Origin of the sequence: Mesorhizobium sp. M4A.F.Ca.ET.050.02.1.1 (assembly GCF_003997725.1) — a bacterium.
In the GTDB taxonomy this organism is placed as follows: Bacteria; Pseudomonadota; Alphaproteobacteria; order Rhizobiales; family Rhizobiaceae; genus Mesorhizobium.
In genome coordinates, this window is sequence record NZ_RZSG01000259.1 from 1 (window position 1) to 7,450 (window position 7,450).

The window sequence follows — 7,450 nt, forward strand, 5'->3', positions numbered from 1 at the left end:
CGATTGAACTACGGGACCATCTGATGAAATTTCTCTGGGACTCGGCTGCCGGCCTGCTGGTCGTCACCGGCAGCCTGCTCGGCCTGACGCTGCCGTTCGGCAAGCTGGCGACGGCGGCCGGTGTGCCGGCCATGGTCTGGGCCTTCGTCATCTCGCTCGGCGCCGGCGGCGTGCTGTTGCTGGCGCTTCTTTTGCGCGGCGAGCGTATTCGGCTGACGGCACACAGGCTGCGCTATTTCTTCATCACCGCGGCAGTGTCCTATGCCTTCCCCAATTTGTTGATGTTCTCGGCCATTCCGCATCTCGGCGCCGGTTACACCGGCATCATGTTCACGCTGTCGCCGGTCGTCACGCTGGTGTTCTCGATCCTACTCGGCGTCAGGCGGCCGAATCTGCTCGGTGTCGTCGGCATCGCCGTCGGCTTCGTCGGTGCGGTGATGGTAGCGGTCACGCGCGGCGAGGCCGGCCAGCCGGCCGAGTTCTTCTGGGTGGCGGTCGGGCTGCTGATCCCGGTCAGCCTCGCCGCCGGCAATATCTACCGCACCGTCGACTGGCCCGAAGAGACCGGTCCGATCGAGCTTGCCGTCGGCAGCCATCTGGCCTCGGCCACGCTGCTGCTGGCAGGCATTCTGGCCTTGCTGGGCAAGAGCGCATTTGTCCCGCTCAGCGGCGTGCCGCTGGTGGTCGCCGGCCAGGTGGCGTCGGCCTCGGCGATGTTTGCCTTCTTCTTCCGCCTGCAGGCGGTCGGCGGCCCGGTCTATCTCAGCCAGATCGGCTACGTCGCGGCTGCTGTCGGCCTGTTCGCCGGCACGATCTTCCTTGGCGAGCACTACCAGTTGCTGACCTGGATGGGTGCGATGATCATCACCGCTGGCGTGTTCATCACCACCAGGGCGCAGAGCCAGACCAGTGCCAGGCTGCAGGGTCAGGCAGCGTGAGCTCCGAGATCGATGCCGAGGAGATCGCTCAGACCGATCCCTTTTCGGCCAGCACCATGTAGTTGACGTCCATGTCCTTCGACCGCTGCCAGCGGTCGGCCAGCGGATGGTAGACGACGCCGGTGCGGTCGATGATGGTCAGGCCGGCAGCACCAAGCGCCTTTTCCAGTTCTTCCGGCCGCACCAACTTGCCGAACTGGTGTGTGCCGCGCGGCAGCCAGCGCAGCACATATTCGGCGCCGATGATGGCAAGGCCGAGCGCCTTCAGCGTGCGGTTGATGGTGGCGACGAACATGATGCCGCCGGGCTTGACCATCTGGCCGCATTTGGCGACGAACAGGTCGATGTCGGCGACGTGCTCCACCACTTCCATGTTGAGGATGACGTCGAATGTCTCGCCGGCGTCGGCGAGGTCCTCCGCCGTCGTGGCGCGGTAGTCGACACTGACGCCGACCTCGGCCGCATGCAGCTTTGCCACCTCGATGTTGGTGACGGAAGCGTCGGCGCCGACCACTTCGGCGCCGAGCCTGGCCATCGGCTCGCACAAAAGCCCGCCGCCGCAGCCGATGTCGAGAAAACGCAGGCCCTCGAACGGCCGCGCCGCGCGCGGATCGCGGCCAAAGCGTGCCGCCACCTGGTCGCGGATGTAGGCAAGCCGGACCGGATTGAACTTGTGCAGCGGCCTGAATTTGCCGTTCGGGTTCCACCATTCAGCGGCAAGCGCGGAGAAGCGTTCCACTTCTCCGGCATCGATCGTCGACCGTCGGGGTTCTGACATGGGGCGGGTCTCCTCGAACGCTAGGAAGTCGGTTGCCGGGCCGCGAATGTCAAGGCGGCTTTTCTCGACAGCTGCCATACCGATGCGCGGCGGCGCATCTGGTGACGCCGGCCACATCCTTCAGTCGCGGCAGCTTGGCCGTCGGTCGGCAGGCGCGACGGCGGGTCAACTGGCGAGCGCGACCGCCAGGTGCTTCATGTCGACGCTGGCGGGATCGATGGCACGCATGGCGTCGCAATCGCCGATCTCCGCCATGATCCGGCCGGCGGCGGCAAGCGCCTGCTCGCGGCTTTGCCAGCGCACCAGATCGACCCAGCCGCCGTTGTCCTGCCTGGCCAGGCAGCGGCTGAGGAAACCGGGCTGCCGCGTCAGCCAGTCGCTGAGCAGGCCGTTGCCGGCGACAAAGCCCGCTTCGGTTCCGGGCTTCAACCGGAAGGTGACGATTTCCAGGGTCTCGGCCATCTATCCTCCTCGTTGTCGGGCTTCCAGGTTCATCTATCGCATGACCTGGTGCTCAAATCTGTCAGCAACCCCGATATTTTCAATGCGAATCGTTGTTGCGCGCCATGCTTGCGAAATCCTGATCATTTGGCTAAGGAGGCCGCGCATTCAGCACCCGGCCTTGGCCGGCGTGTTTTTTCGGCTCCACGGCCCAGCATCCAGTCAAAGGCATTTCGTTTCCATGGCGCGCATCGTGATGAAATTCGGCGGAACGTCCGTCGCCGACATCGCCCGCATCCGCAACGTGGCGCGCCATGTCAAACGCGAGGTCGACGCCGGCCATGAGGTCGCCGTCGTGGTCTCGGCGATGGCCGGCAAGACCAATGAACTGGTCGGCTGGACGCGCGAGGCCTCGCCGATGCACGACGCGCGCGAATATGACGCCGTGGTCGCCTCCGGCGAGCAGGTCACGGCCGGCCTGCTGGCGATCACGCTGCAGAACATGGGCGTGCACGCCCGCTCATGGCAGGGCTGGCAGATCCCGATCAAGACCGACAACGCGCATGGCGCGGCGCGCATCCTCGACATCGACGGCGCCTTCCTGATCAAGCGCTTCGGCGAGGGCCAGGTCGCCGTCATCGCCGGCTTCCAGGGCATCGGGCCGGACAACCGCATCGCGACGCTGGGCCGCGGCGGCTCCGACACGAGTGCCGTGGCCATCGCGGCGGCGGTCAAGGCCGACCGCTGCGACATCTACACCGATGTCGACGGCGTCTACACCACCGATCCGCGCATCGAGCCGAAGGCGCGGCGGCTGGCCAAGATTTCCTTCGAGGAAATGCTCGAAATGGCCTCGCTCGGCGCCAAGGTGCTGCAGGTGCGCTCGGTCGAGCTTGCCATGGTGCACAGGGTGCGTACCTTCGTGCGGTCGTCCTTCGACGATCCCGACGCGCCCGGAATGGGGGATTTGCTCAATCCGCCCGGAACGCTTATTTGCGACGAGGAAGAGATCGTGGAACAGCAGGTCGTCACCGGAATTGCCTACGCCAAGGACGAGGCGCAGATTTCGCTGCGCCGCGTCGGCGATCGCCCCGGCGTTGCCGCCGGCATCTTCGGGCCGCTGGCCGAAGCCAACATCAATGTCGACATGATCGTCCAGAACATCTCCGAGGACGGCAAGTTCACCGACATGACCTTCACGGTGCCGTCGGGCGACGTCGACAAGGCGCTTGCGGTGCTGGAGCGTCTAAAAGCCGATGTCGGCTATGACGTGGTGCAGTCGGAAGCCGGCATGTCGAAGGTGTCGGTCATCGGCATCGGCATGCGCAGCCACGCGGGTGTCGCCGCCACCGCCTTCAAGGCGCTGGCCGACAAGGCGATCAATATCCGCGCCATCACCACTTCCGAGATCAAGATTTCGATACTGATCGACGGTCCGTATACCGAATTGGCGGTTCGCACTTTGCATTCCGTCTACGGTCTGGATAAGCAATAGCAAGACTGAATCAGTTGTTGCGTGAGTGCCGGGCGCGGCGGAAACTGCGCCGGCAAGGACTCTATTGGAGAAGAAGCCGCGATGCGTGATACGGCCAGTGGCCCGCGCGTTCTGCTGAAGCGGCTCCGCGAGCTCATGCAGGAGCCGCTGGAGCCGCAGGAGCGGCTCGACCGCATCGTGCGCGACATCGCCTCCAACATGGTCGCCGAGGTGTGCTCGCTCTATGTGCTGCGCGCTGATTCGGTTCTCGAGCTCTACGCCACCGAAGGTCTCAATCCGAACGCCGTCCACCTGGCGCAGTTGCGGCTCGGCCAGGGTCTCGTCGGCACCATCGCCGCCAGCGCACGGCCGCTCAACCTCTCCAACGCGCAGGAGCATCCGGCCTTCGCCTACCTGCCGGAGACCGGCGAAGAGATCTACAACTCCTTCCTCGGCGTGCCAGTGCTCAGGGCAGGGCGGACGCTTGGCGTGCTCGTGGTGCAGAACAAGACCATGCGCCACTACCGCGACGATGAAGTCGAGGCTCTGGAAACGACGGCAATGGTCATCGCCGAGATGATCGCCACCGGCGATCTCGCCAGGCTGACCCGCCCGGGCCTGGAGCTCGACCTGCGCCGCCCCGTCAGCTTCACCGGCCTTTCCTTCAACGAAGGCGTCGGGCTCGGCCATGTCGTGCTGCACGAACCGCGCATCGTCGTCACTAATTTGTTCAACGAGGACAGCGAGGAGGAAGTCCGCCGGCTGCAGACCTCGCTCGGCTCGCTCAGGCTCTCCATCGATGACATGCTGGAGCGCCGCGAGGTCGCCTTCGAGGGCGAACACCGCGAGGTGCTCGAAGCCTATCGCATGTTCGCCAACGACAGCGGCTGGGTGCGCCGGCTGGAGGAGGCGATCCGCAACGGCCTGACGGCGGAAGCGGCGGTGGAGAAGGTGCAGAGCGACATGCGCGCCCGCATGCTGCACATGACCGACCCCTATCTGCGCGAGCGGATGAGTGATTTCGATGACCTTGCCAACCGCCTGCTGCGCCAACTGATGGGGCGCGGGCCGGAGGATGTCGCGGCGTCGCTGCCGAAGGATGCCATCCTCGTCGCCCGCTCGATGGGCGCGGCCGAACTGCTCGACTACCCCAGGGACAAGCTGCGCGGCGTCGTGCTGGAGGACGGGGCCGCGACCAGCCACGTCGTCATCGTGGCGCGAGCCATGGGCATTCCCGTCGCCGGACAGATGAAGGGCGCCGTTTCCATGGCGGAAAACGGCGACGCCATCATCGTCGACGGCGAGGAGGGCACGATCCACCTCAGGCCGCAGCCCGACCTCGAAGCCGCCTATGCCGAGAAGGTGCGCTTCCGCGCGCGGCGGCAGGAGGTCTATCGCGAGCTGCGCAAGAAGCCGTCGGTGACCAAGGACGGTGTTGCTGTCGATCTGCTGATGAATGCCGGGCTTGCTGTCGACCTGCCGCAGCTTGCCGAGTCGGGCGCGGCCGGAATCGGCTTGTTCCGCACCGAGCTGCAGTTCATGGTCGCCTCGACCTTTCCGCGCGCCGAGGCGCAGGAGCGGCTCTATCGCGACGTGCTCGATGCCGCGCGCGGCAAGCCGGTGACCTTTCGCACCATCGACATCGGCGGCGACAAGGTGCTGCCTTACTTCAAGGGGGCGTTGCAGGAGGAGAACCCGGCGCTCGGCTGGCGGGCGATCCGGCTCACCCTCGACCGCCCGGGTCTGCTCAGGACGCAGATCCGTGCCTTGCTCAAGGCCTGCGGCGGCCGAGAGCTCAAGCTGATGCTGCCGATGGTGACGGAGCTCGGCGAGATCGCGCAGGCGCGCGAGATCATCGACCGAGAGGTCAGGCACCTGTCGCGCTTTGCACACCATCTGCCGACCAGCTTGAAGCTCGGCGCCATGCTGGAAGTGCCGTCGCTGCTGTTTCAGCTAGACGAACTGATGAAGGCGGTGGACTTCGTCTCGGTCGGCTCCAACGACCTGTTCCAGTTCGTCATGGCGGTCGATCGCGGCAACACGCAATTGTCGGACCGCTTCGACACGCTGTCGGCGCCGTTCCTGCGGGTTCTGAAGACGATCGCCGACGCCGGCGTGCGCAACCACACGCCGGTGACGCTGTGCGGCGAACTGGCCGGAAAACCCATATCCGCAATGGCGCTGATCGGCCTCGGCTATCGCTCGATCTCGATGTCGCCGGCTTCGATCGGCCCGGTCAAGGCGATGCTGACCGAATTGCCGCTGGACGAATTGCAAGCCTTCTTCGCCGACAATCTGATGGCGCCGGCGCAGGGGCTGCCGATGCGCGCCCTGCTGCAAGCCTTTGCCGACGACCGCTCGATTCCGCTCTAGATTCACGTGAGGGCGGTCTGCAAATGTCGATTTTCTGCGCTTCCGGTGCTCATGTACCTAAATGTACATTCCGCTCCGGTTCTCCAAATTCGCCATTTTCGACTCGCCCTGATGTGAATTCGATCGAAGTTCCAAGCCCATGATCAACCTGCCGCGCGACCGCATGGATCAAGTCGTGAAGCGTTTCGAGATGCTCGAAGCGCAGATGTCGGCCGGGCCGACTGCGGACGCCTATGTCCGGATGGCCTCGGAATACGCCGACATCCAGGAGATGGTAGCCAAGATCCGGGCGCTGCGCGCAGCCGAGCAGGAACAGGCCGACCTCGAGGCGATGCTCGCCGACAAGGGCACCGATGCCGAGATGCGGGCGCTCGCCGAGGCCGACCTTCCGCAAGTCGAGGACCGCATCGAGACGTTGCGGAAAGACATCCAGATCCTGCTCCTGCCCAAGGATGCCGCCGACGACAAGAACGCCATTCTGGAAATCCGCGCCGGCACCGGCGGCGACGAGGCGGCGTTGTTCGCCGGCGACCTGTTTCGCATGTATGAGCGCTACGCCGCCTCGCGCGGCTGGCGCTTCGAAGTGGTCTCCGCAAGCGACGGCGAGGTCGGCGGCTACAAGGAAATCATCGCCTCGGTGTCGGGCAAAGGCGTGTTCGCGCATCTGAAATTCGAGTCCGGCGTGCACCGGGTGCAGCGCGTGCCGGCGACCGAGGCTGGCGGGCGCATCCACACCTCGGCGGCGACCGTCGCCGTGCTGCCGGAAGCGGAGGAGGTCGACATCGAGATCCGGGCCGAAGACATCCGCATCGACACGATGCGCGCATCGGGTTCCGGCGGCCAGCACGTCAACACCACCGATTCGGCGGTGCGCATCACCCATTTGCCGACCGGCATCATGGTGGTGCAGGCGGAAAAGTCACAGCACCAGAACCGGGCGCGCGCCATGCAGATCCTGCGGGCGCGGCTCTATGACCTCGAACGCAGCAGGGCGGACGAGGAGCGCTCGGAATCGCGCAAGTCGCAGGTTGGCTCGGGCGACCGCTCGGAGCGCATCCGCACCTACAACTTCCCGCAAGGCCGCCTCACCGACCACCGCATCAACCTCACTCTCTACAAGCTCGACCGGGTGATGATGGGCGAGCTCGACGAGGTCGTCGACGCGCTGATCTCCGACCACCAGTCGAAACTGCTCGCCGACATTGGCCTCGATGGCTGACATTTTGCCCGGCACGCTCGGGCCGCTGCTGCGGGAGGCGCGGCAACGTCTGGCCGCCGCCGGCGTGGCCGATCCGACGCTGGATGCCAGGCTGCTCGTCGAGCATTTTTCCGGAACGACCCGCACCCAGGCCATCGCCGAGCCGGCGCGAACCGTGCCGGCGGAGGCGATTGTGGCCATCGATGCGGCCCTGCGACGGCGCGTCGCAGGGCCGCATCGATGGCCAC

General features: G+C 65.7%; 6 protein-coding genes and 1 pseudogene. 5 read left to right on the top strand and 2 right to left on the bottom strand.

All coding sequences use genetic code 11. From position 1 onward, the window contains the following. The first annotated feature begins 23 nt into the window (after positions 1-23). The gene (locus EOA33_RS17930; RefSeq protein ID WP_126058144.1) at positions 24-938 is read left to right on the top strand and encodes a DMT family transporter; all 915 of its coding nucleotides are present in this window, start codon (positions 24-26) and stop codon (positions 936-938) included. A gap of 28 nt (positions 939-966) precedes the next feature. On the opposite strand, the gene ubiG is transcribed toward EOA33_RS17930, so the two are convergent. Further along, a complete protein-coding gene (gene ubiG / locus EOA33_RS17935; protein ID WP_126058145.1) occupies positions 967-1,716 on the bottom strand; it encodes a bifunctional 2-polyprenyl-6-hydroxyphenol methylase/3-demethylubiquinol 3-O-methyltransferase UbiG in 750 nt (249 codons plus the stop codon). A 165-nt stretch (positions 1,717-1,881) separates the two neighbouring features. Then, positions 1,882-2,178 (bottom strand): hypothetical protein, encoded by a 297-nt coding sequence (locus EOA33_RS17940; RefSeq protein ID WP_126058146.1) that lies wholly within the window; start codon positions 2,176-2,178, stop codon positions 1,882-1,884. Between the two features lie 220 nt (positions 2,179-2,398). Here EOA33_RS17940 and EOA33_RS17945 point away from each other — a divergent pair, with 220 nt between their 5' ends. From EOA33_RS17945 to EOA33_RS17960, 4 genes and pseudogenes are all read left to right on the top strand, one after another. Continuing rightward, a complete protein-coding gene (locus EOA33_RS17945) occupies positions 2,399-3,652 on the top strand; it encodes an aspartate kinase (protein ID WP_126058147.1) in 1,254 nt (417 codons plus the stop codon). An 81-nt stretch (positions 3,653-3,733) separates the two neighbouring features. Beyond that, positions 3,734-6,004 (top strand): phosphoenolpyruvate--protein phosphotransferase, encoded by a 2,271-nt coding sequence (ptsP, locus tag EOA33_RS17950; protein ID WP_126058148.1) that lies wholly within the window; start codon positions 3,734-3,736, stop codon positions 6,002-6,004. A gap of 139 nt (positions 6,005-6,143) precedes the next feature. Further along, positions 6,144-7,223: a peptide chain release factor 1 gene (prfA, locus tag EOA33_RS17955; RefSeq protein ID WP_126058149.1), complete on the top strand. Its 1,080-nt coding sequence runs from the start codon at positions 6,144-6,146 to the stop codon at positions 7,221-7,223. Then, positions 7,216-7,450, top strand: a pseudogene (locus EOA33_RS17960) (protein-(glutamine-N5) methyltransferase, release factor-specific); the annotation flags it as partial. The gene prfA and the pseudogene EOA33_RS17960, both read left to right, overlap by 8 nt.

What these genes read in the sequence shown, in the direction of transcription:
- ptsP (WP_126058148.1), top strand. Translation starts at nt 3,734, where the DNA reads ATGCGTGATACGGCCAGTGGCCCGCGCGTTCTGCTGAAGCGGCTCCGC.
- EOA33_RS17945 (WP_126058147.1), top strand. Translation starts at nt 2,399, where the DNA reads ATGGCGCGCATCGTGATGAAATTCGGCGGAACGTCCGTCGCCGACATC.
- EOA33_RS17940 (WP_126058146.1), bottom strand. Translation starts at nt 2,178, where the DNA reads ATGGCCGAGACCCTGGAAATCGTCACCTTCCGGTTGAAGCCCGGAACC.
- prfA (WP_126058149.1), top strand. Translation starts at nt 6,144, where the DNA reads ATGATCAACCTGCCGCGCGACCGCATGGATCAAGTCGTGAAGCGTTTC.
- EOA33_RS17930 (WP_126058144.1), top strand. Translation starts at nt 24, where the DNA reads ATGAAATTTCTCTGGGACTCGGCTGCCGGCCTGCTGGTCGTCACCGGC.
- ubiG (WP_126058145.1), bottom strand. Translation starts at nt 1,716, where the DNA reads ATGTCAGAACCCCGACGGTCGACGATCGATGCCGGAGAAGTGGAACGC.